The organism is Roseibium sp. QJM3NY_11 (genome assembly GCF_056173175.1).
Genome location: NZ_CM149660.1, coordinates 1379021 through 1404703 on the forward strand (window position 1 = coordinate 1379021; position 25683 = coordinate 1404703).

Sequence of the window (25683 nt, forward strand, 5' to 3'; positions counted from 1 at the left end):
CCGGCCAAGCCGGATTTCAAATCAATGAGGGAGCTGTACTGCTCATGCGCGAAATTCTGAAAAGACTTTCTGTTCTTGCCGGCCGGAAGGCCCTGGGGCTCGCATTTGTCGCAACAGCCCTGGCCGTGATGGGGCCACTGCCGGCCGCCGCGCTTGTGGAGATCGATATCACCCAGGGCAACATCGAGCCGTTGCCGATCGCGCTGCCGTCCTTTTCCGCGGAAGGCGGCGACAACAGGCTCGCCGGCGACATGACCAACGTCATTGCCGCCGATCTGAAACGGTCCGGCCTGTTCCAGCCGCTCGACCCGGCAAGCTTCATCCAGAAGAACATGAGCGTGAACTCCACGCCGCGTTTCGGGGACTGGCGCCAGATCAGCGCCCAGGCCCTCGTAACCGGCACTGTGATCAAGCAGGCGGACGGCCGCCTGAAAGCCGAATTTCGTCTCTGGGACGTGTTCGCGCAGGAGCAGATGCTCGGCCAGCAGTTCTACACCACACCGGAAAACTGGCGCCGGCTGGCACATATCATCGCGGACGCGATCTATGAGCGGCTGACGGGTGAAAAAGGCTATTTCGATACCCGTATCGTTTATGTCGACGAGACCGGTCCGAAGGACAAGCGCGTCAAGCGTCTGGCCCTCATGGACCAGGACGGCGCCAATGTGCGCTACCTGACGCGCGGCGACGACCTTGTGCTGACACCGCGCTTCTCGCCGACCAGCCAGGAGGTCACCTACATGTCGTATGGCGGCAACGATCCGAGCGTCTACCTGCTCAACATCGAGACGGGACAGCGCGAAATCGTCGGCAATTTCCCGGGCATGACCTTTGCCCCCAGGTTCTCGCCCGACGGGCAGAGCGTCGTCATGAGCCTGCAGCAGGGCGGCAACGCGAATATCTACAAGATGGACCTGCGCTCGCGCCGCACCACCCGCCTGACCAACACCGCGGCGATTGATACCAGCCCGTCCTATTCGCCGGACAGTGGCCGGATCGTGTTCGAATCGGACCGGGGCGGCACCCAGCAGCTCTATGTCATGAGCGCGGGTGGCGGCGAGGCTCAGCGCATTTCCTTCGGCCCGGGCCGGTATTCCACGCCGGTCTGGTCGCCGCGCGGTGACCTGATCGCCTTCACCAAGCAGCATCAGGGCCGGTTCATGATCGGTGTCATCCGGCCGGACGGCAAGGGCGAGCGGATCCTGACCGAGGGCTATCACAACGAGGGGCCGGCCTGGTCGCCCAACGGCCGTGTCCTGGTGTTCTTCCGCGACACGCCGGGCGCCAACGGCGGGCCGCAGGTCTGGACCGTGGACCTGACCGGCTACAACGAACAGCGCGTCGAGACACCGGCATTCGCATCGGATCCGTCCTGGTCGCCGCTGATCGACTGAAGAAGAGGTTCGGCCTGCAGGAGCAGGTCGTGTTAAGTTTTCGCTAACCACGTTTGAAAAGACGTTTTTTACCGGTTTTGGCTAGAAAGCGTTTACCAAGAACCGGGTGGTCCCGGGCCGAGGTTCTCAAAAACGGGGTTTTCGGGGTTGGGGCTTAGGAGACTGGAATGATCAAGAGTGTAATCGCCACACAGGGCGCGCGCTGGCTGGCTGTCTGTTTTGCCGTGATGTTCGCGGCGGCATGTGCCCAGACGAAGCCGGACGGACTGTCGAGCAATGTGAAGCCGGGCACGGGGCAGGATTTTGTGGTCAATGTCGGCGACCGCGTGTTCTTCGAGGAAGACCAGTCGGTCGTGAACTCCCAGGCACAGGCCACGCTGGCGAACCAGGCCAAATGGCTGAGCAAATATTCGCAGTACACGATTACCGTCGAGGGCCATGCGGACGAACGCGGCACGCGCCAGTACAACATCGCGCTGGGCGCACGCCGTGCGCAGGCCGCGCGTGACTATCTGGTTTCGCAAGGCGTGAACGCGTCGCGGATCAAGACGATTTCCTACGGCAAGGAACGGCCGGTCGCGGTCTGCAACGACAACAGCTGCTGGTCCCAGAACCGCCGCGCCGTGACGGTCCTGAACAACGCCACCAACTGACGGCGCTGTTTTGCGAACGCGAAGGCCGGGCCGAAAGGGAGCCATTCCGTTCTGCCGGACACAACCTTATGAAGCCTGTCAGCTGAAAAGCTGGCAGGTTTTCTTGTTTTACGACCGAATTTCGACGAAACCTATATCTGTTTCGGGGCCTTTTAAAATTTGTAGTCCGGACGCTTTGTCCACCAGCATGGGTGAGTAGGCGCCTTGTGTTCATCAGCGTCAGGAATAGCGTGGCTTCCATGTCCACTCACAAGAGGTGAAAATGACAACAGGTCATATGTTTATGGCAATGAGTCTCGATGGATTTGTCGCAAGAGAAGACTTTGGCCTTGATTGGCTGATGAAGCAAAAGACCGAGGGCGAAGAGCATGGCCATGATGCGTTCATGGCGTCAGTCGATGGGCTGGTCATGGGGAGTGGCTCGTTTCGGACCACACTCACTTTCGGTGCCTGGCCCTATGAAAAGCCGGTTGTCGTATTGAGCCAGACCATGACGCAAGGAGATGTCCCTGAAGACCTTCGTGTCAAAGTGACCGTAAGTGCACTCTCGCCGCGACAACTTATGGCGTCCCTGTCGAAGCAAGGCTGGAAACGTGCCTATATCGACGGCGGCAAAATCATTCAAAGCTTCATGCGCGAAGGACTGATCGCAGATATGACCGTGACCGTTGTTCCAATCCTTATCGGGAAGGGCAAACGGATGTTTGGGTCATTGCATGCGGATATTGACCTGCAGCTTTTGGAGTCGAAGTCATTTCCATCTGGATTGGTCACGTCAAGATACAAGGTCGCTTAGGGGTGTGAACCGGACATTGGATTTCGATATGCGGCCAGCCATGTACTGGCCTTTCGTCCGCAATCCGAAACCCCTTCATTCGAAATGTAGCCGCGCACCAATAAGCAACGGGCGGTCAGAAAGGTCACCGGCCATGGCCTACAGACGGAGTGGCTCGGGCCGACTGCCCGGCCTTTTTCGTTGCGGCCGGTGAAATTGACGGAATTCTCCGCCCGGGAGGCCACCTTGGTCAAAATTTAGCCGAAGTCGGGGCGCTGTGTGCCCTTGAGTACGAAGCCGGTCATGATAAGACATCATGCGGAAGGAACCGTGGGCCGACCGGACAGCCGCCGATGACGGTTGCGGACCGGCCGCTCTCATAATTCCCAACCGGAGGAGCGAATGCGACATTTCAAGGGACTGACAGGTCTCCTTTTGGCGATGGTGATGATCGCCGCTGCCACACCGTCCGAAGCCCAGTTGTTCGGACGCAAGAACAACGATTCATCAGTGCGGATCGGTCAACTGGAAGAACGCATCCGGGTGCTGACCGGGCAAATCGAGCAATTGTCCTTTCAGATGCGGGAGCTGCAGGACCAGATGCGCCGCATGCAGGAGGACAACGAATACCGCTTCCAGCAGCTCGAAAGCGGCACGCCGGGCAAACGATCCGACATCGTGCCCGGTTCGACGGCTCCGGGCCTTGACCGGGATGGCGTGCCGCAGAGCGGCGCGCTGGTTGCCCCGGGAGGAGACCTGGCGACGCTGCCCGCAAGCGGTTCGGGAGACGGTGGCTGGGACCAGACGGGCGGTTATGAGACAGGCCTGCCCACCGACGGGCCGATCGACCTGTCCGCGCTGGCCAACGGCCTGGAAAATCTTCCGGGCACCGGCCGGGACATCGCACCCGATCCGGGCCTGGCGACCGATGATGACCAGATCGCGAATGTCATCGGCGGCGGTGATCCCCAACTGGACTACAATGCGGCCTACTCCCTCGCGGTGAACGGCGATTATGCCGGCGCCGAGCGCGGGTTTCGCGAATTTCTGGAGAGCTACCCGGACAGCGGACTTTCGGCCAATGCGCAATACTGGCTGGGCGAGAGCCTGCTGGCGCAAAAGGACTACCGGGAAGCGGCGGATGCTTTCCTGAAGACCTATACCGACCATCCCGGGAACGACAAGAGTCCGGACAGCCTGCTGAAACTTGGCATGTCGCTGCATGGCCTGGGCGAATCCGAAGCTGCCTGCGCGACGTTTTCCGAGCTCCTGAACAAGTATCCGAATGCCGCTCCCGCAGTCCTGTCACAGGCCCGGGATGAGCGTCGCCGTGCCCAATGCGCCTGACGCACCGGTCGAGCCCGCCTGGCTCCCGGACGATCAAGTCGATGCCCTTTTTTCCCGGCTGATTCCTTTTTCAAATCTTGCGGTTGCCGTTTCCGGCGGCGCGGATTCCCTGTGCCTGATGACCCTGCTGAGCGAATGGAAACGGCGCAGCGGCTGGCGCGGCACGCTGGAGGTCCTCTGCGTCGATCACGGACTGCGCCCGGAAAGTGGCGCGGAGGCGGCCTTCGTGGCGAAATGCGCCGGCGCGCGAAACCTGTCCTGCACCATCCTCCACTGGGCCGGTGACAGGCCCGGACGCAACATTCAGGAGCAGGCGCGGCTTGCGCGCTATCGGCTCATGGCGGCGCATATGGACCGATCCGGTGCGCAGGCGCTGTTGCTGGCGCATCATCTGGACGACCAGGCGGAGACCTTTCTGGACCGGCTCACACGCGGCAGCGGTGTCGTCGGCCTGAGCGCTATGGCGGACGACGAACCGGCAGGTCCGGAAGGCCTGCGGCTGCTGCGGCCGTTCCTGAGTGTGCCCAGGGCCCGGCTCGAGGCCAGTCTTGCCGAGCGCGGTCTGACCTGGTGCACCGATCCTTCCAACACGGACACAAAATACAAGAGAAGCCGCCTGAGGGCGATCATGGCACTTCTTAAGGACGAGGGGCTCACCGTGGAGCGCATCGCCCGGACCGCCGGAAATATCCGCCGGGCAGGAGACGCTCTTGACCGGGCTGTCCGCGATGTTTTCAGGCGGCTGGTCACCGACCATCCGGCCGGGCCGCTCAAACTTGAGCGTGCGGCGTTCCGCGGGCTTGCCGAGGAACTCCGGCTGAGGTTGCTGTCGGCGCTGATCGGCCGGGCGACGGGCGCTGCGCCGCGGCTCCGATTGCGCAAGCTGGCGGCCCTGGACCGTGTGCTCATGACGGATGGCGCCTGCCGCCACACCCTTGCGGGGGTGCTTTTTCATGGTGACGCGGAAACGCTGTTCTGCTGGAGAGAGCCGGGGCGCACACCCCCCGAAACGCTGGCCGGCGTGACCGGTGAGGGGGTCTGGGACAACCGGTTCCGTTACCGTGTGCCCGAACGGGCGGAGGGCGGAACGCCGCTGCCGGCGCTGTGTCTCGGGCCGCTGCTTGCGGCGCCAGGCAGTGTCCGGCAGGTTGTCCGGCCGGATGGCTGGCCGAAAGCCGCGTTCGATTGCGTGCCCGTCGTCTGGACGGAGACCGGAGATCTCTGGTCGTCCTGCCTGCCGGCGGCAGATGGCATCGGTAATTTTAACGGGTCCAAAGGCGCGGAACTGGAGCGCTTGCCCTTCCAGGAGCGTCTGACGGCCAATTTTGCGGATGACGGCGACGATGAGGGCGAAAACTGACGTTTTCTCGGCGCCGATCATCTGATAGACCTGCCGGCTTAATAAAATAGTCAGTGCATCTGCGCAACAATGGCGCACCGCCTTGGCAGCGGGCATCGGGCGACCTATGTTCGCTGTAAAGAAATGTGACCGCGTGAGTTAAGTCGCGTCGGGCGGTTAAGGAAACGAAATGAACGCACATTTTCGCAACTTTGCTCTTTGGGTGATCATCGCGCTGCTGCTGATCGCACTGTTTCAGCTGTTCCAGAGCCCTGCGCAGCACAGCGCAACCAATGACATTGCCTATTCGGACTTCATGAAGCAGGTCGATAACGGCGAGGTCAGGTCGGTCACGATCCAGGAGCAGAAGATCACCGGTGCCTACAACAGCGGCGGTGCCTTCCAGACCTACGCTCCGGACGGCGCGCAGTATGTGGACGAACTTCGCAACAACGGCGTGCTGATCAACGCGCGGCCGCCTGCGGAAAGCTCGCCGCTGCTCGGCGCCCTGTTCTCCTGGCTGCCGATGCTGATCATTCTGGGTATCTGGATTTTCGTCATGCGCCAGATGCAGGGCTCCGGTGGCAAGGCCATGGGGTTCGGCAAGTCCAAGGCGAAGCTTCTCACCGAGGCCCATGGCCGGGTGACCTTCGAGGACGTTGCCGGCATCGATGAAGCCAAGGAAGATCTGCAGGAGATCGTCGAGTTCCTGCGTGATCCGCAGAAATTCCAGCGCCTCGGCGGCCGCATACCACGCGGCGTTCTGCTGGTCGGTCCTCCGGGCACCGGTAAGACGCTGACGGCCCGTGCCGTCGCCGGTGAGGCCAATGTGCCGTTTTTCACCATCTCCGGCTCCGACTTCGTTGAAATGTTCGTCGGTGTGGGCGCTTCCCGTGTCCGCGACATGTTCGAACAGGCGAAGAAAAACTCGCCCTGCATCATCTTCATCGATGAAATCGACGCGGTCGGCCGTCATCGCGGCGCCGGTCTCGGCGGCGGCAATGACGAGCGCGAGCAGACACTCAACCAGCTGCTCGTGGAGATGGACGGTTTCGAGCCGAATGAAGGCGTCATCATCATCGCGGCGACCAACCGTCCCGACGTGCTCGATCCCGCGCTGCTGCGTCCGGGCCGCTTCGATCGCCAGATCGTTGTGCCCAACCCGGATGTGACCGGCCGCGAGAAAATCCTCAAGGTGCACATGCGCAAGGTGCCGCTGGCACCGGATGTCGATGTGAGAACCCTGGCACGCGGCACTCCGGGCTTTTCCGGCGCGGATCTGATGAACCTGGTCAACGAGGCGGCACTGCTTGCCGCGCGGCGGTCCAAGCGTCTCGTCACCATGGCCGAATTCGAAGATGCCAAGGACAAGGTGATGATGGGTGCGGAACGGCGCACGCTGGTCATGACCGAGGAAGAAAAGAAACTGACGGCCTATCACGAGGCAGGCCACGCCCTGGTCGCTTTGCATCAGGAAGCGTCCGATCCGATCCACAAGGCCACGATCATTCCGCGCGGGCGCGCGCTGGGCATGGTCATGCGCCTTCCGGAAAAGGATCAGGTGTCCCTGACCCGGGCCAAGTGCAAGGCCGATCTTGCGGTAGCCATGGGTGGACGCGTCGCCGAGGAAATGATCTTCGGTTACGAGAAGGTCACATCCGGGGCTTCCGGTGACATCCAGATGGCGACGAAACTCGCCCGCGCCATGGCGACCCAGTTCGGCATGTCCGACAAGCTGGGGCCGTTGCTCTATGGCGAGAACCAGGAAGAGGTGTTCCTGGGCCATTCGGTCGCCAAGAACCAGAATGTCGCCGACGAGACCCAGAAGATCGTCGACGCGGAAATCAAGTCCTTCGTAAATCAGGGCTATGAGACCGCGAAGAAGATCCTGGGCGATTTCGAGGACCAGCTCCACACGATCGCCAAGGGTCTCCTGGAATACGAGACCCTCTCCGGGGACGAGATCAAGGGGCTGCTGGATGGCAAGCCGCCGGTGCGCGACACCGACGACGATCAGCCGGTCGGACGTTCCTCTGCGGTCCCGACCGCTGGAGCCAAACGCGGCGGCGACGAAGCCAGCGGTGGCATGGAGCCTCAGCCGCAGTCCTGACCGGACCCGGCAAACCGAACAACTGGATGCCCGGCGTTGCCGGGCATCTTGCATTGCAGGCCGCTGACAGGTTCTCAGTTGGTCTTCCCGGACAAGTGCAGCAACGCTGCGCGCCGATCCGGAATGACGCCGTGAGTTTGTCATCACGCCGGGATGCCCGGCATTACCGGGCATATTGCCTTGCGGGCGGCTACAGGGGCGCATTTGGTAACAATCACAAATATTTTTTGAATCGTTTTCCGGCCCGATTGAGCTAATAAGGGCGCACGACAACCTCTCAGACAGGCATCATGCATGCGTAAATTTTTCGGCACCGACGGCATTCGCGGACGCGCGAACCGATATCCGATGACCGCCGAGATGGCGCTCAAGATTGGCATGGCCGCGGGGCTGGTGTTCAAGAACGGGGGCCACCGGCACAGGGTCGTGATCGGCAAGGACACCCGCCTGTCCGGCTACATGCTGGAAACGGCGCTGGTTGCCGGCTTCACGTCAGTGGGCATGGATGTGTTCCTGCTCGGCCCGATGCCAACGCCGGCGGTCGCCATGCTGACCCGGTCGCTGAGGTCCGATCTCGGCGTGATGATCTCCGCCTCGCACAACCCCTTCGAGGACAACGGCATCAAGTTTTTCGGTCCGGACGGTTTCAAGCTCAGCGACGAGATTGAAAAAACCATCGAGAAGCTGATCGAGACCGACCTGACGTCGCGGCTTCCCGGGGCAAGCGACCTGGGCCGGGCGAAACGCATCGACGGTGCCCAGCAACGCTATATCGAGTTTGCCAAGCGCACGCTGCCGCGGGAGATGAACCTGGAAGGCCTGCGAGTCGTCATCGATTGCGCCAATGGCGCCGCCTACAAGGTGGCCCCCGAAGCGCTCTGGGAGCTTGGAGCCGATGTCATTTCGATGGGCGTCTCCCCAGACGGCTTCAACATCAACAAGGACTGCGGTTCGACCTCGACCGACGCCCTGTCGGCGAAGGTTCATGAAACGCGTGCCGATATCGGCATTGCGCTCGACGGTGACGCCGACCGGGTCATCATCGTCGATGAAAACGGCGCGGTGGTCGACGGCGACCAGCTGATGGCGGTCGTGGCCCAGTCCTGGCAGGCCAACAACCGGCTGTCGGCACCGGGCATCGTCGCCACGGTGATGTCGAACCTCGGGCTGGAGCGCTATCTGCAAAGCCTGGACCTGGGACTGGCCCGGACCAAGGTCGGCGACCGCTACGTGGTCGAGCACATGCGGGCAAACGGCTACAATGTCGGCGGCGAGCAGTCCGGCCATATCGTTCTGTCCGATTTCGCTACCACGGGGGACGGCCTGATCGCGGCCCTGCAGGTGATGGCCTGCGTCAAGGATCAGGACAAGCCCGTGTCGGAAGTCTGCCGCCGTTTCGAACCGGTGCCCCAGATCCTGAAGAATGTGCGTTTCCAGGGCGGTGCGCCGCTTGAGCTGGATCGTGTCAAGTCGGCGATCGTGGACGGCGAAGCGCGCCTGGGCACGTCCGGCCGACTGGTCATCAGGGCGTCCGGCACGGAGCCGCTGATCAGGGTGATGGCGGAAGGCGACGACGCCGAGCTTGTGAAGCAGGTCGTCAACGACATTGCCGGGGTGGTGGCGACGGCCGCGGCCTGATCCGGGCGGTCTTCACCAGATGGTCTGCAAGAGCTCAAACAGCGCGGCAATGGCGGGCGTTTTCCTTCGGCGTTTCAAGGTCACAAAACTCAGGCATGCCGGGACCGAGACCGCGTTGCAGACCGCAAGGCCGAAGGACTGTCTTTGATGCAAAGCGATGGACTCGCGGGCAAGACTCAGGCCGACGCTTGAGCGCACCATCTCCAGCATGGAGGCCTCCTGGTCGACCAGCGCGACCACGTTCTGCTTGCAGCCGTGTTTTTCGAAAATCGCGCCAAGCAGACGGTGGTGAACCGAGACCTCGGGTGTGCCGATCCAGGGCATCTGGGCCAGTTCCGGCCATCCCGCATGTTCAATCCGGTTCTGCCAGCCCACAGGTGCGATGACCTTGTAGTCGAAATCGGCCAGTTTCACGGCGTGGATCTGGTCTTCGCCCTCCTGGCCCAGCTGGCCGATCTCATCCCGGCCGCTGAGATAAAATCCGGCGTCGATCTGACCACGCTTGGTTCTGACAAGCACATTGCCGCTGACACCGTGAACCAGCTCGGCTTCGATGTCCGGATATTCGACCCGCAATTCATTCAGCAATTTCCCCAGACGAATGAATTCGGGATCCACGATGGTGCCGATCCTCAGCCTTCCGCTGATCCGGCCGGCGCGCTGGCGGGCGCTGCGCCGGAACTCGGCCATTGCCTCCAGGACAAGCTCTGCCTTCTGCAAGAGCGCCGCGCCGTCCCGGGTGATCCGAAGCCCGGTCGCCGTGCGCTCGAACAGGTCGATGCCGGTGTCGATGCTGAGACGCTTGATCTGATGGCTTATGGCCGGCTGCGTCAGATTGAGAACCTCGGCCGCACGCGAGACGCTGCCCTCACGGGCAACCGTTGCAAAGGCCAGCAGTATGTTCGTGTTCGGGAAACGATCCATATTAAAAATTCTAATATAGCTCTGTGAGATTCGTCATTAGCTTTGTGTTGCTCTTGTGCCTAAGACTTCGAAAAACGCGTTCTGGGAGGATCGCATCGATCTGGGCCACGCGCGTCGAAAGAGGCAGACCTTCTTTCATGCGGGCCTCCGGTGCTTTTTCAAGCTCTTGCAGACGCGTCCAACCGCAGCAAGGTGAGAGCTTATGGCCATTGGCTCAAAGAGTGACGGGGCGTTCGATTACATCGTGGTGGGCGGCGGCTCGGCCGGGTGCCTGCTCGCCAACAGACTGAGCCAGAACCCGGCAACGCGCGTGCTTCTGCTTGAAGCGGGCAAGCCCGACAGCTATCCGTGGATCCATATTCCTGTCGGTTACCTTTACTGCATCGGCAATCCGCGCACCGACTGGATGTATCAGACCGAACCGGACAAGGGCCTGAACGGGCGCACCTTGCGCTATCCGAGAGGAAAGACGCTCGGTGGCTGCTCGTCGATCAACGGCATGATCTACATGCGCGGCCAGGCGCGGGACTATGACAATTGGGCGAGGCTCACCGGCGAGGATGCCTGGTCCTGGGAGAATTCCCTCAGGGATTTCAAGGCCCATGAACACCACTACAAGCTGGATGACGGCGCGGATCCGCAAACTGGCGGCAACAGCCGTTTTTCCGACATGCACGGACATGGCGGCGAATGGCGCATTGAGAAGCAGCGCCTGCGCTGGGACGTGCTCGACAGCTTTGCCGAGGCCGCGGAACAGATCGGTATCGAGAAAAGCGATGATTTCAACAGCGGCGACAATGCCGGGGTCGGGTACTTCGAGGTCAATCAAAGGTCCGGATGGCGCTGGAATACGTCGAAGGCATTTTTGCGCCCGGCGAAGTCACGTCCCAATCTGACGATCTGGACCGAGGCGCAGGTTGAAAAACTGACCTTCGAGACCGCGCCCGACGGCTATCCGCGCTGCACGGGTGCGCGTGTGAACCTCAAAGGCAATTCGGTGACCGTCTCGGCCAGGAGCGAAGTGGTGCTGTCGGCAGGCGCGGTCAATTCTCCGCAGATCCTCCAGCTTTCGGGGATCGGTCCGGCGGATCTTCTCAAGTCCCATGGCATCGATGTCGTGCTTGATGCCCCCGGCGTCGGCGACAATCTTCAGGACCATCTGCAGATCCGGGCGGTCTACAAGGTGACCGGAACCCGCACCCTCAACACACTGGCGAACTCGCTGACCGGCAAGGCAAAAATCGGGCTGGAATATGTGCTCAGACGCACCGGGCCCATGAGCATGGCCCCCAGCCAGCTGGGGGCATTCGCCCGGTCCGATCCGGACCGGGCCTACGCCAATCTCGAGTACCATGTTCAGCCGCTCAGCCTCGAGGCCTTCGGTGAAGACCTGCACGACTTTCCCGCCATGACGGTGAGTGTGTGCAATCTCAACCCGACCAGCCGCGGATCCGTGCGGATCGGCTCGGCGGATTTCCGGGACGCGCCGAAGATTTCACCGAATTACCTTGCAACGGAAGAAGACCGGAAGATCGCGGCAGACAGCTTGCGGCAGGTGCGCGAAATCATGTCCCAGGACGCCCTGAAGGCTTATCAGCCGGAGGAATTCAAGCCTGGTGTGCAGTTCCGGAGTGACGAGGATCTTGCCAAGCTTGCAGGCGACATCGCCAATACGATTTTCCATCCCGTGGGCACCGTCAAGATGGGCCGGGAGGATGATCCGGACGCAGTTCTCGATCCGCACTTGCGCCTGAAAGGCGTGGCCGGCCTGCGTGTGGTGGATGCCAGTATCATGCCGGAAATCACCAGCGGAAACACCAATTCACCGACGTTGATGATTGCCGAGAAAGCCGCCGGCTGGATCCTGGCCGACCGGTCGCAGGATGCCTTGAAGACGCAGAGCAACAGGGCATGAGCCCGTTCGTTTTTCTGGAGAAAAAATGACCCGTTCCTTTTCAAACCTACCTCTGACAGGGGTCAAGGTCGTCGATTTCGGGCAGTATATTGCCGGGCCGGCGGTTGCGATGCTGCTGGGCGACCTCGGGGCGACAGTTGTCCATATCGATCCGCCGGCAGGGGCAATGTGGGACAGTCCGGCCAATGCGACGCTGAACCGCAACAAGGTGATCGTCAACCTCGACCTCAAGTCCGATGACGGCCTGGAAAAAGCCCTTGCGCTATGCGCCGAAGCGGACATTGTCATCGAGAACTTCCGGCCGGGCAAGCTTGCGAAGCTGGGCATCGATTTTGCGGCGATGCGCCAGGATCGTCCGGAACTGATCACCCTGTCGATCCCCGGATTTGCCTCCAATGACGAACAGCGCCGCGAATTGCGGGCCTTCGAAAGCATCGTGTCGGCGACGTTGGGTGTGTTTACCGATATGGGGCTGAACCGGGTTCTCATGGGGCTCAATCCGTCCTTTTCCCCCCTGCCTCTGTCTTCGGCCTATGCCTCCCAGATCGCGGCCTCCTCGGTGGTTCTGGCGCTCCAGTCGCGGCAGGTAACGGGCCTTGGCGATCAGATCGAGGTGCCTCTGGCCGCTGCCGTGATGGAGGGGCTCTGCTACAATTCGATCAAGATCAACGAGATGCCCGCGCGCTATCTGACGCAGCGCGAGATCGAGATCGAGCGCCGGCGCATCGAAGGTCTGCCGATGAACGTCAGCTACGAGGATCTGCAGGAACTCCTCGATCCGTTCTTCCGCAGCTACATGTGCAAGGACGGCCGCATGTTCTACGTCGTCTGCCCGAGCCACAAGCATCACGCGCGCCGCTGCCTTGAAGTGCTCAACCTCTACGACGAGTTCGTCGAGGAAGGCCTGACGGAGGAAGACGATACCTACAAGCCTTACGCCGAGTGGAGCAGCGATACCTCGCTTGGTGTCTATCCCATGCCGAAGGAATGGGCCGACAAGATTGCCGCGCGGATGAAAGAGGTCTTCATCACCCGTACATCCCATGAATGGAAGAAGCTGTTCGGCCGCTGCGGCATCCCGGGAGCTCCGCAGCGCTGGCTGCAGGAGTGGATCCATGACGAGTATGCGGAAACCTCCGGCCTGATGATCGACGTGTGGGACCCGGTCTATGGCGACATGACCCAGCCCGGGCCGGTCGTCTGGATGGAAGAAAGCGGCGAGGAGGCCCTGCGGCCCGAACCGCGCCGCTGGATCGAATTCGATGAGGCGCTGAAGATCCTCAAGAAGCTCCGGACAGAGATTCCCGAGCCCTCCGAGGATACCGCCCAGGAAGCCTGGCTATCGGGGGTCAAGGTCCTCGATCTTTGCAATGTGATCGCCGGCCCGCACTCTGCAAGCTATCTGAGCCGCTTCGGTGCGGAAGTGATCAAGCTGGACCCGTCCAAGCCGCTCTACGACAGCTGGAACACCGTGGTCTACGGCATGTCGCAAATGCGCGGCAAACGGTCGATCCTGGCGGACATCAAGGCGGAACACGGCCGCAAGGTGTTCGAGGATATCGTGAAATCCGTGGACGTCATCGTCTGGAACGCGCCGGACACACAGATCAAACGGGTGGGGCTCGATGCGGAGCGTCTGCGCAAGCTGAACCCCAATGCGCTGTTCTGCAAGCTGGATTGCTTCAGTGGCGTTCAGCGTGGCACACGCACGGACTACATCGGCTATGACGATCTGGTCCAGGCGATCACCGGCATCATGCTGCGCTTCGGCGGTGCCATGGATACGCCGGAAGAGCACGCGCATGTCGGCACCATCGATGTGATGTGCGGCTTCGGTGGAGCGCTTGCCGTGGCGACCGCACTTTACCAGAAGCACCGTTTCGGCCGGATCGGGCGCGGGCGCACGTCGCTCGCGGCCAACAGCGGGTTGCTGCAGATCCCGTACTGCTACGATTACCGCGGCCGGGGTCTGTTTGACGAGCCGTCGGGTCCGGAAGCCAATGGTCATGATGACCTGAGCCGTTTCTACAGCACGGCATCGGGTGTCTATGTGCTGCTCAGTGCTTATGAGAGCGACTTGCCCCGGTTCCGCAATGTCGAGGGCATGGAGGACCTGCCGGACGTGCCGGCGGAAGAGCGCGCCGCCTATCTTGCGACCGCGTTCCAGACATTCCCGGCAACCGAGTGGGTCGAGCGGCTGCGCGCTGCCGATATCGGTGTCGCGATCTGCGACAACATCGATGCATTGCGCGCTGAAAATTCACGCATCGCCGATGGGACGTCGGGCGTTGAAAACGGAAGTTTTTCCTTCTCGATCTACCCCGATCATCCCAGCGGGCACGAGATCACACAACTGGACCCGTACGCGGTGCGCACGGTGAGAGGCAAGGTCTGTTCCGTGTCTCCGGCGGAAAAGTTCGGGGCGTCGACCCGCGTCATTCTCAAGGAACTCGGCTACGCGGATCAGGCCATTGAGACCATGCTCAAATCCGGAGATCTCAGTGTTTCCTGGAGCGATGAATATTTGCCAAGTTGATATTTGAGCGGGACGGATCGCTGGAGGGCGGTCCGCCCCGACCCCTGCGGGCGTGCATCAGAACATCAGAAAACGCGCGCCTTCCCAACGACACGAGACAGCCGGCAACTCCCTGCGGGGGGCAACGGATCCTGTTTGTCTCGTGCTTACCAGCCATATGGGAAGAACCATGGCGAAGAAACCCCCTTTGATGCACCTGTCCATCGAAACCGCGGACAGCGGATTTTACTCGGGCTTCAGCAAGAATGTCGCGATTACATCCAAGGTGCTGGTCAGTGCACTGATTGTCTGGGCGATTTCCGTGCCGGAAAATGCGGCTGCCGTTCTCAATGCGCTCAACGGCCTGCTGCTCAAGAATTTTGCCAGCTGGTACGTCTATACCGTTGCCTTCTTTCTTGTTCTTTGTTTCATCCTGGCGCTGATACCGAGCACAGGAAAGTTGAAACTCGGGCAAGTCGGGGACAAGCCGGAGTTTTCGAATTTTTCCTGGTTCTCGATGATGTTCGGAGCAGGGATCGGCATCGGCATGCTGACCTTTGCAACGGCGGAGCCGATGTATCACTTCGCCACCAATCCAAATGTGATCCTGGGTGAAGCGGAAGGATTTTCGGCAAACAATGTCACGCCCGCCTACGTCTGGTCATTCCTGCATTGGGGCTTTTCGGCCTGGGCATGCTATGCCCTGGTCGGGCTTTCGCTTGCCTACTTCTCGTATCGGCGGAACCTGCCGCTTACCATTCGCTCCGGTCTGACACCCATTTTCGGGGAACGCCTTTCAGGAACCATCGGCCACGTGGTCGATGTTGTTGCAGTCGTCGCGACAATCCTGGGCGTCGCGCAGACCCTCGGGTTTGGCGTGGAGCAATTCGTGTCCGGTCTCAGCCGGATCGGACTTGGTGACTGGATCATCCAGCCTGACGGCAAGCCGACCGCAGCAGGCGTCATCCTTGCGCTGCTTGTCATCATGGGGGCCTCGACGTTGTCCGCCTTGTCAGGCGTCGGAAAAGGCATCAAATGGCTGTCCAACCTGAATATGGGGCTGAGTTTCTTTCTGCTCGCGTTCTTCCTGCTTTTCGGGTCGACTTTCTTCGGTATGAACGCGCTGCTGAGCGGTCTGATCGACTACGTGATCTCACTGCCTCAACTTCTTGTCACCGTCTGGCGTCCGGATGGAACCGAAACCGGCGACGCACTTGCCGCCTGGCAAGGCGGCTGGTCAGTGTTCTACTGGGCCTGGTGGATTGCCTTCGCACCGTTTGTCGGGGTTTTTCTTGCCCGAATTTCACGCGGCAGATCGTTGCGCGAATACATTGTCGGCTCGATTGTCGTTCCGTCGCTGATGTGTTTCGTCTGGTTCACGGTCGTGGGCGGGACCGCGATTGACCTGACCCTGAACGGATCTGCAGGCGACGCGATTTCGAGTGCTGGGCAGGAAAGTCAGCTCTTCGTAATGCTGGACCTGATCCTGTCAGGCGGTGTTGCCTGGCTGATGGCGATGATCGTTGTCGTGCTGTTGCTGACCTACCTGGTGACGACGGCAGATTCCGCAATCCTCATCGTCAACACGATCAATGCGGCAGGTGCAGAAAATCCAAGCGGACGTCCGCATATCATCTTCTGGGGCTCCGCCCTCAGTCTGGTGGTTGGCGGGCTGTTGATCGTTGGAGGCCTTGGCGCGATCAAGACCGCCATGGTGATCGGAGCCTTGCCGTTCAGCCTGGTGATGGTGTTGATGGCGTTTGCGCTCGTCAAAGCCGTCATTCGCGACGGCATTCGAGAGAAAAACGGCGTGCAGAGCGTTCATGTCGCGCCATGAGCTCAAGAGCGGGGGAGTCTGCACGGCCTCTCCCGTTTCAATGCGTCGATGCCTGGTTTTCGGGCACGCCGGACTTTTTGCAATTTATCCTTCCTGATCCGGCTTTTGAAAGAGTGCTCGGGATTTGAAATCCGGCGTCATGGTCGTCAATGAACCGAACTGAAACGCCTGCCGGATACACGTCGATCCGGGCCTGTTCGACGATGCTGCGCAGTCTCCTGCCAAATTGGTCCGTGACCGGCGCAGCGGTGATCAGTATCTGTTTCATCCTGTCCTGACCGGGGTTCTCGGCAGGTGGATCTGTTCCTTGACGGAAACCAAGGTCTTCATTTGTAAGCAAGGCTTGCTGCCATTAAGGTTTTCTTAAGGTAAAAAAACGCGGTTAATTAACAGAGTTAAGGCACAATTAATGAATTCGCCTCAGTATGCTTTCAAGTTTGATGTGTCCGAATAATAGATGAGGCGGACGCTCACTGGAAGAGGACGAGGACATGGACAATTTCATCAAGCGTTTGTCTTTGACCGGGTTTGCTGTTGTGCTTTCCACTGCGGGCTTCGCTGCGGACTTGCCAACTCCGGTTATCGAGCACGTGCCGGAAATTCCGGCGGTCGGCGGGTGGTACCTGCGCGGCGACATCGGTTACAAGTTTTACAATGATCCGAGCGGAAGCTTTAACGACCCTGTGATCGGCGACCTGCGCTTTCAGCGCGAGTCGATGGACAACGCCTGGATGATCGGCGTGGGTGTCGGCTACAAGTTCAACGACTATTTCCGCACGGATGTGACGCTGGACTACGAGACCGCCGCTCAGGCCAAGGGCTATGCGGTCTGCGGCACCTGCGCCGGCGGCTTCTCGACAGAAGCCACAGACATCGAACGTCTGGACCATGATGCTGAACGGCTATGTCGATCTGGGCACCTGGCACAAGATCACGCCTTATGTCGGCGCGGGTATCGGCGCGTCCTACGTGACCACCAACAGCACCTACTCGATCAACCCGGGTGGTGGCGGCCGCACCAACTATGACGGCAAGAACAGCGAATGGAATTTCGCCTGGGCCCTGATGGCCGGTGCGTCCTATGCGGTGACCGACAACTGGGCGCTTGATGCGGGCTACCAGTACCGCGATCTCGGCGATGCCGCGACCGTGAAACTGCATGATGCCGGCACCGGTGAGACCCGCGTCAAGTGGGAAGACCTGACCGCTCACGAAATCCGCCTCGGTGTGCGCTACAGCTTCGGCAGTACCAGTGCACCGGCATCGGGTCCGGTCTACTACGAGCCGCAGGGCCCGATCACGAGCAACTTCTGATCCACCGATCAGAAGTCTTCAAGAGGCCGGTCGTCTGACCGGCCTCTTTTGTGTCCGGGCCGGCACCGCCGTGGCCGCCGAGAGACGAGCGGCAATCCTTCGGGAGGCGCGCGCGGTTCCCGGAGATGCGGAAGCCGGTCTCGCGCGCAGCCCTCATTCGTGAATTGAATTGACCCCGGGTCGCTATCGTCTTATCCCCATAGGTGGGCCACCCCTCCCCAACGAGGGGCTCCTATCTGAAAGGGTAGACTGATATGACCAAGCTTACCGTCAAGCCGGACGTGCGTCCGGCCAATCCCAATTTTTCGTCCGGTCCCTGTGCCAAACGTCCCGGCTGGTCGCTCGACCAGCTTGGCGACGCGCCGCTTGGCCGGTCCCACCGCGCCAAGCCGGGCAAGGCGAAACTCGCCGAAGCCATCGCGCTGACCCGCAAGGTGCTGCAGGTGCCCGAAGGTTACCGGATCGGCATCGTTCCGGCCTCCGATACGGGCGCCGTCGAGATGGCGCTCTGGTCACTGCTCGGTGCGCGCGGCGTCGACATGCTGGCCTGGGAAAGCTTCGGCTCCGGCTGGGTCACGGATGTGATCAAGCAGCTCAGGCTGGACAATGCCCGGACCCTGGAGGCGCCTTACGGCCAGCTTCCCGACCTGTCCGCCGCCGACTTTTCCAACGATGTGGTCTTCACCTGGAACGGCACCACATCCGGCGTGCGGGTGCCGGACGGCGACTGGATCCCGGCGGACCGGGACGGCCTGACCATCTGCGACGCGACGTCGGCGGCCTTCGCGCAGGACCTCCCCTTCGACAAGCTCGATGTGGTCACTTTTTCCTGGCAGAAAGTGCTCGGCGGGGAGGCGGCCCATGGCGTGCTGATCCTGAGCCCGCGTGCCGTCGACCGGCTGGAGAGCCACACGCCGGCCTGGCCGCTGCCGAAGATCTTCCGCCTGACCAAGGGCGGCAAGCTGATCGAGGGCATCTTCAAGGGCGAGACCATCAACACGCCCTCCATGCTGTGCGTGGAAGACTATCTCGATGCACTGAAATGGGCGGACGGTCTCGGCGGCCTCGAGGCCTTGCGCGGGCGGGCCGATGCCAATCTCAAGGTTCTGGCCGATTGGGTTGCTGCCACGGGATGGGTGGACTTTCTTGCCGCCGATCCGGCGACACGATCCAACACGTCCGTCTGTCTCAAGGTGACCGATCCGGAAGTCCAGGCGCTCGCCGCCGATGCGCAGGCCGCCTTTGCCAAGGGCATCGTCAGCACGCTGGACGGCGAAGGTGTCGCCCATGACATCGGCGCCTACCGGGATGCGCCGTCCGGTCTCAGGATCTGGGCCGGAGCGACCATCGAGACCTCGGACATCGCCGCGCTGACGGCCTGGCTCGACTGGGCCTACCAGAGCGAAAAAGCGAAACTGGCTCACGCCGCCTGAGTTTTTCTCCAAACGTGAAGATCTTTCCGGGCGGTGCGCTGCCCGGACGTGTTCCCTGTTCAAGGAGAAGCTCACATGGCTCCCAAGGTTTTGATTTCAGACAAATTGTCCGACGCTGCCGTTCAGATCTTCAAGGATCGCGGCGTGGATGTGGATTTCCTGCCCGATGTCGGCAAGGACAAGGAAAAACTTCTGGAGATCATCGGCCGTTATGACGGTCTTGCGATCCGCTCCGCCACCAAGGTGACCGAAAAGGTCATTGCGGCGGCGGAAAACCTCAAGGTGATCGGCCGGGCGGGCATCGGCGTCGACAACGTCGATATCCAGAAGGCGACGGCCCGTGGCATCATTGTCATGAACACGCCTTTCGGCAATGCGATCACGACGGCGGAACACGCGATCTCCATGATGATGGCGGTGGCCCGGCAGATCCCGGCTGCGGATGCCTCGACCCAGGCCGGCAAGTGGGAAAAGTCCCGCTTCATGGGCCGGGAACTGACCGGCAAGACCCTCGGACTGGTTGGCTGCGGCAATATCGGTTCGATCGTTGCCGCACGGGCGATCGGCCTGAAGATGAAGGTGATCGCCTATGATCCGTTCCTGACGCCGGAACGGGCGGTCGAACTGGGTGTCGAAAAAGTGGAACTGGACGGGCTTCTGGGCCGGTCGGATTTCATCACCCTGCACACGCCGCTGACCGACAAGACGCGGCATATCATCGACGCGGACGCCCTCGCGAAAATGCGCAGGGGCGCGTTCCTGATCAATTGCGCGCGCGGCGGGCTGGCCGATGAGGAGGCCGTGCGGGCCGCGCTCGACGCGGGCACGCTGGCCGGTGCTGCTTTCGACGTGTTCGCCGAGGAACCCGCAAAGGACAACGCGCTGTTCGGTGCGCCCAATTTCGTGTGCACGCCGCACCTGGGCGCGTCGACGACGGAAGCCCAGGAGAATGTCGCGCTGCAGGTTGCCGAGCAGATGTGCGACTACCTTCTTCAGGGCGCGGTGCGCAACGCGCTCAACATGCCGTCGATTTCCGCCGAGGAAGCCCCCAAGCTGGCGCCCTTTGTGCGCCTGGCCGAGCAACTCGGATCGTTTGCCGGGCAATTGACCGAAACGGGTATCGAGGGCGTTCGGCTGGAATATGCCGGTGCGGTTGCGGCAATGAACGTTCAGGCGCTCACCGCCGCCGCCCTGACCGGGCTGCTGACGCCGCTCCTGCAGACGGTCAACATGGTGTCCGCACCGATCCTGGCCAAGGAACGGGGCATCAAGGTCGAGGAGCTTCGGCGCGAGAAGCAGGGCGCCTATGAAACCTATATGCGCCTGAGCGTGATCACCGAGCGTCAGGAACGTTCGGTCGCCGGGACGGTGTTCGGTGACGGCAAACCGCGCATCATTCAGGTGAAGGGTATCAACATGGAAGCCGAACTCGGGCCGCACATGCTCTATATCACCAATGAAGACAAGCCGGGCTTCATCGGTCAGCTCGGCATGGAACTCGGCAACAGCGGCGTCAATATCGCCACTTTCCACCTTGGCCGGCTGGCGGCGGGAGACGACGCCATCTGTCTTGTCGAAGTGGACGGCGAAGTGTCGCGGGACGTCATGAGCCGCCTGGAGGCGGTTTCGCATGTCAAACAGGTCAAGTTGCTGAAGTTCTGACTTTGCCCGACGGAAACCCGGCGGCGCTCTTGCGCCGCCGGTCGCCTCACTGGCCCGGTGTGGCTGACTTGCGCCGCAGGATCCTGCCGTCCAGAACGATCAGTCCGCACAAAAGCACGGCGAAACCACCCAGCTGGAGCGGACCGAGACTTTCCCCCAGAACCAGCCAGCCCAGCAGGAGCGCGCTCGCGGGAACCAGCAACGTGACCAGAGAAGCGTTGGTCGCCCCGGCCTCCGCGAGCAAACGGAAATAGATCAGATAGGCAATCGCGGTTCCCAGCACGCCGAGCGCGACAACATTGAGCCACGTGGTCAGACCGGCGTCCGCGGGCATCCAGCCGCCGGCAAAGACCAGCGCGACCGGCAGCATGAGGGTGCTGGAGCCCATGAGCTGGCCCGTTGCGGCGACCTGGGGCGGCAGCGACCTGAAGCGTCTGGCAAAAGTCGCGGCACAGGCATAAGACATGGCTGCGCCCAGGCAGCACATCTGCGCCCAGACCGGGTCGGTGGCCAGCCCTGTCAGGCTGCTCCACAACATGATGGCGACACCGGCAACACCCAGGGCAACCCCGGCGATCCGATGAGCGCGCAATTCTTCCTGCTTGACCAGCAGGCTGGCGACAATGACCGTGAAGATCGGCGTGGTCGCGTTCAGGATCGATGCGAGCCCGGCGCCGATCACCGTCTGTCCGGCAAACAGAAGCGAGAACGGAACGGCGTTGTTCAGGAAACCCATGATCAGGAACGGCACCGCCAGGCGCGGTTCCAGATGGTGCAGCAGCCGTTGATGCCAGAGCACGGCCAGCAGAACGCAACAGGCGATCGCGACCCGCAGGAACACCAGCACCAACGGCGGTATTTCGGCGACGGCAACCTTGGCGAACAGGAACGCCCCGCCCCATATGGCGCCGAGAACGGCCAGCATGATCCAGTTGCGCAAGGGCATTCCGACAGTCTTTCTGCTTGTGTGTCCCGGTCCGGCCTATCACGCGGGCCGGCGGCGGAATACCCGAAAAGCGAGCCATGGCGAAGCAGTCTTCACAATCGGGCTGATGGGTCTTGCGTGACGCAGCGGACCTCACCTTTTGCGCAGCTTTTTCGCCGACCCCAAAAAAGCCAAACTGCCCTGATTGAACGAGGTCTGAAAAAGCGGCCGGAGGGGCGCGAAATTTCCTTTCGGAGACTCGCGCGCTCAGCGAAACCTGTCTATAGTCCGCGCCGTTTGCCCCGGTCGCTAGATCAACGGATAACCAGCCGGACGCTATTGGTCATCCAGACATTGATCGATCCAAAAATGGTAGAGCATCCGGTCCGCTTTCGAGCGAACGCGGGATGCCCTTGCCGGGGACGTATCATATTGACATCCCGAATCCGTTCAGGGGATGCAGAGAAGCTGCTTCAGGAGAGCAAAGTCTAGATGGCGAATGTGGTTGTTGTCGGTTCGCAATGGGGTGACGAAGGCAAGGGCAAGATTGTCGACTGGTTGTCGGAACAGGCCGATGTCATCGTAAGGTTCCAGGGCGGACACAACGCCGGCCACACGCTGGTGATCGACGGGGTCAGCTACAAGCTGTCGCTGTTGCCGTCCGGGGTGGCCCGCGAGGGCAAGCTCTCGGTGATCGGCAATGGTGTGGTGCTGGATCCGCATGCGCTGGCAGAAGAAGTCGAGCGCCTGAGCCAGCAGGGTGTCGTGGTCACTCCCGAGAACCTGCGCGTGGCGGAGAACGTGACGCTCATCCTTTCGCTGCACCGCGAACTCGACGCGCTCCGTGAAAACTCGAACACCGGGACACGGATCGGCACGACAAAGCGGGGCATCGGCCCGGCTTACGAGGACAAGGTCGGGCGCCGGGCGATCCGGCTCATGGATCTGAAGAACCTGACCACGCTGCCCGCCAAGATCGACCGTCTTCTGACCCATCACAATGCCCTGCGCCGCGGGCTTGGCCAGGAAGAGATCTCCGCTCAGGCGATCTACGACGAACTGGCCAGCATCGCCGGCAAGGTTCTGCCCTACATGGACAAGGTCTGGTACCTGCTGGACGACTTGCGCCGTCAGGGCAAGCGCATCCTGTTCGAGGGCGCTCAGGGCGCGCTGCTGGACATCGACCACGGAACCTATCCGTTCGTGACCTCCTCCAACACGGTTGCCGGGCAGGCGGCTGCCGGTTGCGGCCTGGGGCCGGGATCGATCAACTATGTTCTCGGCATCACCAAGGCCTACACGACGCGCGTCGGCGAAGGTCCGTTTCCGACCGAACAGCACAACGAAGTCGGCGAGTTTCTTGGAACCCGCGGTCACGAATTCGGCACGGTCACCGGGCGCCGCCGGCGCTGCGGCTGGTTCGACGCGGTGCTTGTGCGCCAGACGGTCTGCACCTCCGGCATCAACGGCATCGCGCTGACCAAGCTGGACGTTCTGGACGGTCTCGACGAGATCAAGATCTGCATCGCCTATGAACTCGATGGCGAACGGATCGATTATCTTCCGGCGTCCCAGGGGGCTCAGGAGCGCGTCAAGCCGATTTACGAGACGCTGTCGGGCTGGAAGGAATCCACCGAAGGGGCCCGGACCTGGGCGGATCTGCCGGCCCAGGCGATCAAATACGTGCGTCATGTGGAAGAGCTGATCGGGGCTCCGGTGGCCCTGTTGTCGACCAGTCCGGAGCGGGATGACACAATTCTTGTGCAGAATCCCTTCCAGGATTGAGATCAGTGGCGTTAAAAGCACACTATTGAGGTCCATGAAAACGCGCCGCGAATCACCCCGGCGTGTTTTCACCGGGCCGGCGGCCCGCTCTCGTGTGCCGTTCGTTCGGATTTATGGTTGAAAAAGAGTGCTGTAAGGAAAGCTGGCGGTGTGCATCTGCCGAAGAATTGGCGCCGCACATTAAAAACTTGTTATAAGCCTGAGACGGATCCTCGGGCCGCAAACAGATCCTTGCAGTCGGCCGGTAGGCGGGAAGATGGCTGATTACTATTCGATACTGAAGAAAACGATCGCGTCTTTGCCTGAAAACAATGGTGCCGCGCGCCGCAGCGTCTACAGCCGCGCGCGCAATGCCATTGTCAATCAGCTGAAAGCCTATGAGCCTCCGCTGGCGCCATCCGAAATCACGGCCGAGCAGTTGCGCCTGGAAGAAGCCATCCGGAAGGTCGAGGCCGAGGCCGCGCGCGAGAGCCTTGGCCTGAATACGCCTGCCGCGAAGGCCGCGCCTCCGGCACCGCCATCGGCCCCGGTTTCGCAACCGGCGGCAACGGCACATGTTTCAGCCCCGGAAAACGGGCCGGTCGCAACCGAAACGCACCCGGCAGCCGCGCCGCTTGACGAGGCCCCGGTGGTGGAACCCGCGGCGACCGAAATCCCGTCGCCGCTGCAGGAAACACTGACGGAAGCCGGGGCACTCGGATCTGCCGCCGGTCAGGCGGTACAAGGCGCCAGGGACGCTGCCGACCCGATTGCCGCCGACCCGATCGTCGCCGACCCGGCTTCCGGGCGGCAGGACCCTGCTTTCAACACGCAGACGGCGTCCGATGACGGCCTGTTCGAACCTGCACCGGACACGGACACAGGCCGGGAGCGGCGGACGGAAGAAGGTAACGGGAACCAGGCCGCGCCGGAAAACGCACCCTTCAGGAACGGTCGGGACAAGCGGTCGAAGCCGAGTGCCTCGGAGGCCTTGCGGGGTGTCGGCGCCACGAACCGGATTGTGCCGATTGCGGCCGCCGGCGTTCTGGCGCTATTGCTTGCCGCCGGGGCGGGATACTTCTTCCTCGGGTCGAATGACCAGACCGCCGATGGCGCCGGCCAGACGCAGACCGCAGAGACGCAAAGCGTGCCGGATGCCCAGCCGGAGCCTGTCGTGGTTGAGTCAGCCGAGCCTGAAGCCGCTGCCGACGAGGATACCTCGAAAATCGCAGACCGGCTGCTGAATGACGGTGATGGCGCCGATGTCGTGGCGCCGGATGCCCGCACTGTCACCACAACGACGATCACCCCCCAGACCGAGGCGCCCGATCCCGAGCAGCCGTCCATCGTGACTACGGCCGAGAACGATCGCGTGCCCACGGCACCGGAAGAGACACCGGTGCCTGTTCCCGAAGACAATCTGGCCGCCATTTCACCGGAAGACAGCGCACCTTCGGATCCGGCCGTTGTTGCTGAAGACAGCGTGCAGCGCTCGATCCTCTACGAGGAAGGCGAGGAGACCGGTGGTGCGGGAACCGCGGCGCAGGGAGCCGTGGTCTGGAATGTCGAGGAGGAAACCAATCTCGACGGCCAGGCCCAGGCTGTTCTGAGTGCGGCCGTCGAGATTCCGGAACGGGATGTGAAGGTGGAAATCCGCATCAAGCCGAATGACGACAATTCGCTGCCGGCAAGCCACCTCGTCGAGATAAAATACGAATTCCCGGAGAGCTTTGCCGCGGGCGATGTCGTCAATGTGCCCGGTCTGGTGATGAAACCGACCGAGGAGGCACGCGGCGATGCCCTCATCGGGGCATCCGTCAAGGTGTCGCCCGGGTTCTTCTGGATCGCGCTGTCGAGCCTTCCGAACGAACAGCAGCGCAATCTGGCCTTGCTGCGCGAACGCGGCTGGATCGACATTCCGATGCTCTATGAAAACGGCAAGAGGGGCATTCTGACCCTGGAAAAGGGCACGCCCGGATCGGAAGCGGTCGAACAGGCGATCTCCGCCTGGCAGGCCGGCTGACCGCCACCCATTGTCGGCAACTGATGCGATTGCCTCAGCCCTGGCGGCATGTCGTCGATGTCTTTTGCCTGCAAGTCGTTCTGCTTAAAAAGCGGTGCGCAGTGTCTTGCCTTTT

General features: G+C 61.6%; 19 protein-coding genes. 16 read left to right on the forward strand and 3 right to left on the reverse strand.

Annotated features, from left to right (window positions below):
• Positions 1-44: 44 nt before the first annotated feature.
• The 7 genes from tolB to glmM all read left to right on the forward strand — a co-directional run bounded on the left by tolB (position 45) and on the right by glmM (position 9256).
• Entirely contained in the window at positions 45-1394 is a 1350-nt protein-coding gene (tolB, locus tag AC0VX3_RS06335) for a Tol-Pal system beta propeller repeat protein TolB (RefSeq protein ID WP_475523994.1), read from the forward strand.
• Positions 1395-1561: 167 nt separating this feature from the next.
• Positions 1562-2047 (forward strand): peptidoglycan-associated lipoprotein Pal, encoded by a 486-nt coding sequence (pal, locus tag AC0VX3_RS06340; RefSeq protein WP_342892988.1) that lies wholly within the window; start codon positions 1562-1564, stop codon positions 2045-2047.
• A gap of 262 nt (positions 2048-2309) precedes the next feature.
• A complete protein-coding gene (locus AC0VX3_RS06345; protein ID WP_475523995.1) occupies positions 2310-2843 on the forward strand; it encodes a dihydrofolate reductase family protein in 534 nt (177 codons plus the stop codon).
• Between the two features lie 381 nt (positions 2844-3224).
• Positions 3225-4169, forward strand: a complete 945-nt coding sequence (gene ybgF / locus AC0VX3_RS06350; RefSeq protein ID WP_475523996.1) for a tol-pal system protein YbgF — start codon at positions 3225-3227, stop codon at positions 4167-4169.
• The gene (tilS, locus tag AC0VX3_RS06355) at positions 4153-5529 is read left to right on the forward strand and encodes a tRNA lysidine(34) synthetase TilS (protein WP_475523997.1); all 1377 of its coding nucleotides are present in this window, start codon (positions 4153-4155) and stop codon (positions 5527-5529) included. The genes ybgF and tilS overlap by 17 nt, the downstream gene beginning before the upstream one ends.
• A 169-nt stretch (positions 5530-5698) precedes the next feature.
• Positions 5699-7618 carry an ATP-dependent zinc metalloprotease FtsH gene (gene ftsH / locus AC0VX3_RS06360; RefSeq protein WP_342892985.1) on the forward strand — a complete coding sequence of 640 codons (1920 nt, stop codon included), beginning with the start codon at positions 5699-5701 and terminating at the stop codon, positions 7616-7618.
• Positions 7619-7912: 294 nt separating this feature from the next.
• On the forward strand, positions 7913-9256 hold the full coding sequence (glmM, locus tag AC0VX3_RS06365; protein ID WP_342892984.1) for a phosphoglucosamine mutase: 1344 nt from the start codon (positions 7913-7915) through the stop codon (positions 9254-9256).
• Between the two features lie 12 nt (positions 9257-9268).
• Here the strand turns inward: glmM and AC0VX3_RS06370 are convergent, their stop codons facing one another.
• A complete protein-coding gene (locus tag AC0VX3_RS06370) occupies positions 9269-10180 on the reverse strand; it encodes a LysR family transcriptional regulator (protein WP_475523998.1) in 912 nt (303 codons plus the stop codon).
• 202 nt (positions 10181-10382) lie between these two features.
• On the opposite strand from AC0VX3_RS06370, the gene AC0VX3_RS06375 reads away from it, so the two are divergent.
• From AC0VX3_RS06375 to AC0VX3_RS06385, 3 genes are all read left to right on the forward strand, one after another.
• Positions 10383-12095 carry a GMC family oxidoreductase gene (locus AC0VX3_RS06375; protein ID WP_475523999.1) on the forward strand — a complete coding sequence of 571 codons (1713 nt, stop codon included), beginning with the start codon at positions 10383-10385 and terminating at the stop codon, positions 12093-12095.
• Between the two features lie 25 nt (positions 12096-12120).
• Positions 12121-14631 carry a CoA transferase gene (locus AC0VX3_RS06380; RefSeq protein WP_475524000.1) on the forward strand — a complete coding sequence of 837 codons (2511 nt, stop codon included), beginning with the start codon at positions 12121-12123 and terminating at the stop codon, positions 14629-14631.
• A gap of 169 nt (positions 14632-14800) precedes the next feature.
• On the forward strand, positions 14801-16447 hold the full coding sequence (locus AC0VX3_RS06385; RefSeq protein ID WP_475524001.1) for a BCCT family transporter: 1647 nt from the start codon (positions 14801-14803) through the stop codon (positions 16445-16447).
• Between the two features lie 37 nt (positions 16448-16484).
• Here the strand turns inward: AC0VX3_RS06385 and AC0VX3_RS06390 are convergent, their stop codons facing one another.
• The gene (locus tag AC0VX3_RS06390; protein WP_475524002.1) at positions 16485-16715 is read right to left on the reverse strand and encodes a hypothetical protein; all 231 of its coding nucleotides are present in this window, start codon (positions 16713-16715) and stop codon (positions 16485-16487) included.
• Between the two features lie 223 nt (positions 16716-16938).
• Between AC0VX3_RS06390 and AC0VX3_RS06395 the strand changes: the two genes are divergently transcribed.
• From AC0VX3_RS06395 to serA, 4 genes are all read left to right on the forward strand, one after another.
• Positions 16939-17475: a hypothetical protein gene (locus tag AC0VX3_RS06395; RefSeq protein ID WP_475525263.1), complete on the forward strand. Its 537-nt coding sequence runs from the start codon at positions 16939-16941 to the stop codon at positions 17473-17475.
• Positions 17378-17761, forward strand: coding sequence for an outer membrane protein (locus AC0VX3_RS06400; protein ID WP_475525152.1), 384 nt, complete (start codon positions 17378-17380; stop codon positions 17759-17761). Before AC0VX3_RS06395 ends, AC0VX3_RS06400 begins: the two co-directional genes overlap by 98 nt.
• A gap of 254 nt (positions 17762-18015) precedes the next feature.
• Positions 18016-19194, forward strand: coding sequence for a phosphoserine transaminase (locus tag AC0VX3_RS06405; protein ID WP_475524003.1), 1179 nt, complete (start codon positions 18016-18018; stop codon positions 19192-19194).
• Between the two features lie 75 nt (positions 19195-19269).
• Complete coding sequence (gene serA / locus AC0VX3_RS06410; protein ID WP_475524004.1) at positions 19270-20856, forward strand: phosphoglycerate dehydrogenase; 1587 nt, start codon at positions 19270-19272, stop codon at positions 20854-20856.
• 46 nt (positions 20857-20902) lie between these two features.
• Here serA and AC0VX3_RS06415 read toward each other — a convergent pair whose 3' ends face one another.
• Positions 20903-21802, reverse strand: a complete 900-nt coding sequence (locus AC0VX3_RS06415) for a DMT family transporter (protein ID WP_475524005.1) — start codon at positions 21800-21802, stop codon at positions 20903-20905.
• A 471-nt stretch (positions 21803-22273) separates the two neighbouring features.
• Here AC0VX3_RS06415 and AC0VX3_RS06420 point away from each other — a divergent pair, with 471 nt between their 5' ends.
• Together AC0VX3_RS06420 and AC0VX3_RS06425 are read left to right on the forward strand one after the other, a co-directional pair.
• Positions 22274-23566, forward strand: a complete 1293-nt coding sequence (locus AC0VX3_RS06420; RefSeq protein WP_342892974.1) for an adenylosuccinate synthase — start codon at positions 22274-22276, stop codon at positions 23564-23566.
• A 256-nt stretch (positions 23567-23822) separates the two neighbouring features.
• Positions 23823-25568: a hypothetical protein gene (locus tag AC0VX3_RS06425; RefSeq protein WP_475524006.1), complete on the forward strand. Its 1746-nt coding sequence runs from the start codon at positions 23823-23825 to the stop codon at positions 25566-25568.
• The last annotated feature ends 115 nt before the right edge of the window (positions 25569-25683 follow it).

What these genes read in the sequence shown, in the direction of transcription:
- tolB (WP_475523994.1), top strand. Translation starts at nt 45, where the DNA reads ATGCGCGAAATTCTGAAAAGACTTTCTGTTCTTGCCGGCCGGAAGGCC.
- pal (WP_342892988.1), top strand. Translation starts at nt 1,562, where the DNA reads ATGATCAAGAGTGTAATCGCCACACAGGGCGCGCGCTGGCTGGCTGTC.
- AC0VX3_RS06345 (WP_475523995.1), top strand. Translation starts at nt 2,310, where the DNA reads ATGACAACAGGTCATATGTTTATGGCAATGAGTCTCGATGGATTTGTC.
- ybgF (WP_475523996.1), top strand. Translation starts at nt 3,225, where the DNA reads ATGCGACATTTCAAGGGACTGACAGGTCTCCTTTTGGCGATGGTGATG.
- ftsH (WP_342892985.1), top strand. Translation starts at nt 5,699, where the DNA reads ATGAACGCACATTTTCGCAACTTTGCTCTTTGGGTGATCATCGCGCTG.
- glmM (WP_342892984.1), top strand. Translation starts at nt 7,913, where the DNA reads ATGCGTAAATTTTTCGGCACCGACGGCATTCGCGGACGCGCGAACCGA.
- AC0VX3_RS06370 (WP_475523998.1), bottom strand. Translation starts at nt 10,180, where the DNA reads ATGGATCGTTTCCCGAACACGAACATACTGCTGGCCTTTGCAACGGTT.
- AC0VX3_RS06375 (WP_475523999.1), top strand. Translation starts at nt 10,383, where the DNA reads ATGGCCATTGGCTCAAAGAGTGACGGGGCGTTCGATTACATCGTGGTG.
- AC0VX3_RS06380 (WP_475524000.1), top strand. Translation starts at nt 12,121, where the DNA reads ATGACCCGTTCCTTTTCAAACCTACCTCTGACAGGGGTCAAGGTCGTC.
- AC0VX3_RS06385 (WP_475524001.1), top strand. Translation starts at nt 14,801, where the DNA reads ATGGCGAAGAAACCCCCTTTGATGCACCTGTCCATCGAAACCGCGGAC.
- AC0VX3_RS06390 (WP_475524002.1), bottom strand. Translation starts at nt 16,715, where the DNA reads ATGAAACAGATACTGATCACCGCTGCGCCGGTCACGGACCAATTTGGC.
- AC0VX3_RS06395 (WP_475525263.1), top strand. Translation starts at nt 16,939, where the DNA reads ATGGACAATTTCATCAAGCGTTTGTCTTTGACCGGGTTTGCTGTTGTG.
- AC0VX3_RS06405 (WP_475524003.1), top strand. Translation starts at nt 18,016, where the DNA reads ATGACCAAGCTTACCGTCAAGCCGGACGTGCGTCCGGCCAATCCCAAT.
- serA (WP_475524004.1), top strand. Translation starts at nt 19,270, where the DNA reads ATGGCTCCCAAGGTTTTGATTTCAGACAAATTGTCCGACGCTGCCGTT.
- AC0VX3_RS06415 (WP_475524005.1), bottom strand. Translation starts at nt 21,802, where the DNA reads ATGCCCTTGCGCAACTGGATCATGCTGGCCGTTCTCGGCGCCATATGG.
- AC0VX3_RS06420 (WP_342892974.1), top strand. Translation starts at nt 22,274, where the DNA reads ATGGCGAATGTGGTTGTTGTCGGTTCGCAATGGGGTGACGAAGGCAAG.
- AC0VX3_RS06425 (WP_475524006.1), top strand. Translation starts at nt 23,823, where the DNA reads ATGGCTGATTACTATTCGATACTGAAGAAAACGATCGCGTCTTTGCCT.